The organism is Protofrankia sp. CiP1_Cm_nod1 (assembly GCF_920888515.1).
GTDB lineage: Bacteria > Actinomycetota > Actinomycetes > Frankiales > Frankiaceae > Protofrankia.
The window spans coordinates 1-2243 of sequence record NZ_CAKKTM010000135.1 but is presented as its reverse complement, the minus strand read 5'-3'; the positions used below and the strand labels follow the sequence as shown (position 1 = coordinate 2243).

General features: G+C 78.0%; 1 protein-coding gene. It reads right to left on the bottom strand.

Annotated elements, in window-relative coordinates:
- Positions 1–29 precede the first annotated feature (29 nt).
- On the bottom strand, positions 30–2243 hold a 2214-nt coding region (gene cydC, locus NBX02_RS06430), incomplete at its 5' end, for a thiol reductant ABC exporter subunit CydC (RefSeq protein ID WP_250290436.1).

Below are 2243 nucleotides of genomic sequence, written 5' to 3'. Positions count from 1 at the left end.
GCCGGGCGCAGGGCGGGCGTCCGCGCCCGTCAGGCGGCTGGGCGCAGCGCGGGCGTCCGCGTGCCGCCCGCCAGCTCCACCACCGCGTCCAGCTCCTCGAAACCGGACGTGCGATGGCTGATCAGCAGCACCGTCCGGCCGCGGGTGACGTCCAGGATCGTGCGCATCACCGCGGCCTCGGTCACCGGGTCGAGATGAGCGGTGGGCTCGTCCAGGACGAGCACCGCGGGGTCGGCCAGCAGTGCGCGGGCGAGCAGCAGCCGCTGGCGCTGCCCGCCGGACATCCGCTGCCCGTCCGCGCCGACCCGGGTGGCCAGGCCGTCCGGCAGGCCGGCGGCCCAGTCGCCGAGCCCGACCCGTCCGAGGACGCCGGTGAGCTCGGCCTCGGCCGCGTCGGTACGGGCGATCAGCAGGTTCTCCCGCAGCGTCGCGTCGAACACGTGCGCGTCCTGGGTCATGCCGGTGACGCGCCGGTAGAGCTCGTCGGTGGCGACGTCGCGCAGGTCGACACCGCCGACGAGGACTTCGCCCGCCTGCGGGTCACGCAGGCGCAGCAGCAGGTCGGCGACGGTGCTCTTGCCCGCGCCGCTGGCGCCGACGAGCGCGGCCCGGGTACCGGCGGGCAGGTGGAGGCCGAAGCCGTCGAGCACCGGCGGACCGTCCGGGGCGTACCGCAGCACGACATCGCGCATCCGGACCTCAAGCGGCCCGTCGGGCAGCCGCCGCGGGTGGGCCGGCTCGCCCACCAGCGGCTCTCGGTCGAGGACGGCGAACACCCGGGCCGCCGACGCCCGGGCCTCGGCGAGGGCGGCGAACGCGGTGGTGAGCCCCGCCAACGGCTCGAAGGCGGCGACCGTGGTGAGCACGGCCACCCCGAGCATCACTCCGGACAGCGCCCGCTGCCCCACCGCCGCCACCCCGACGGCGCTGACCGCCGCGAGAGTCAGGCCCGCGGCGAACGTCGCCGCCGCGCTCCCCCACGCCGGTGACCCGCGCCAGGACGCCGCCAGCCGGGTTATCTCGCCATCTCGGCGGCGCACCCGGGCGAGCCGGGCGGGCGCCGCGCCGAACGCCACGATCTCGTCCAGCCCGTCCAGCATGGCGACGATCTCGATGTCCCGGCGGGCCCGCGCCGCCGCGGTGGCCGTGACCATCTCCTGGGTACGGCGGCCGGTCACCGGCCCGGCCAGCACCGCGGCCACCGCGAGCCCGAGCGCCAGGACGCCCCCCGCGGGCGGCGACACAACGACAGTCATGATCACAGCGCCGGCACAGGCGAGCGCCGCGGACGCGGTGGGGGCCACCCCGCGCAGCAGCGACTCGCCGACCCCGTCCACGTCCGCGGTGAACCTGCGCAGCAGGTCCCCACGGCGGTGGGTGCCAAGGGCGGCGGGGGCCAGCGGCACGAGCCGGGCGAACACCTCCGCGCGCAGCCTGGCCAGGCCGCGCAGGGCCGCGTCATGGGTGACCAGGCGCTCGACGTACCGGAAGACCGGCCGGCCGAGCCCGAACGCCCGGACCGCGACGATCGCGACCATCAGGGTCAGCACCGGCGGCCGCTGCGACGCCCGGACGATCAGCCACGCCGACGCGGCGGTCAGCCCGACACCGCACCCCAGCGAGACGGCCCCGGCGAGGATGCCGAGGGCGAACCGTCGCCGGGCCGAGACGAACAGCTCCAGTGCCCGCCGGTGGGCGCTGGCCGGCCGGGGCCGGGCGCGCGTGTCCGCCAGCGGGACGGACGCGACGCAGCCGCCTTCCGGTATGTCCGCGTCCTTCGGGTTTGTGTCTTCCGCGTCTGCGTCTCCCAGCCGGACGGATGCGCTCACCGGCGGGACGGATGCGACGGCCGGCCGGAGAGGCAGCGCTGGCGATGGGACGGACAGCGCCGGACGGAGAGCGGGTGGGAAGGCCCGGGCGGGCGGGGCGTCGGCGGCCACCCGGCCCGCCGCGATCGTGACGACCCGGTCGGCGACGTCGGCGAGCGCGGCCGAATGCGCGACGAGCACCACCGTCGCACGGCCCCGCAGCGCCGCGACGGCCGCGGCGACCCGCTCCTCGGCGGCGGCGTCCAGGCTCTCCCCGGGCTCGTCGAGCAGCACCAGCGGTGCGTCCCGCAGGAGCACCCGGGCGAGCCCGACCCGGCGCAGCTCACCCGCGGACAGCTCACCGCCGTCCTCGCCGACGCGCTGGTCCGCCGGGGGCGCGCCGGCCGCGGCGAGCGCGGCGGCGACCTCGGCGGT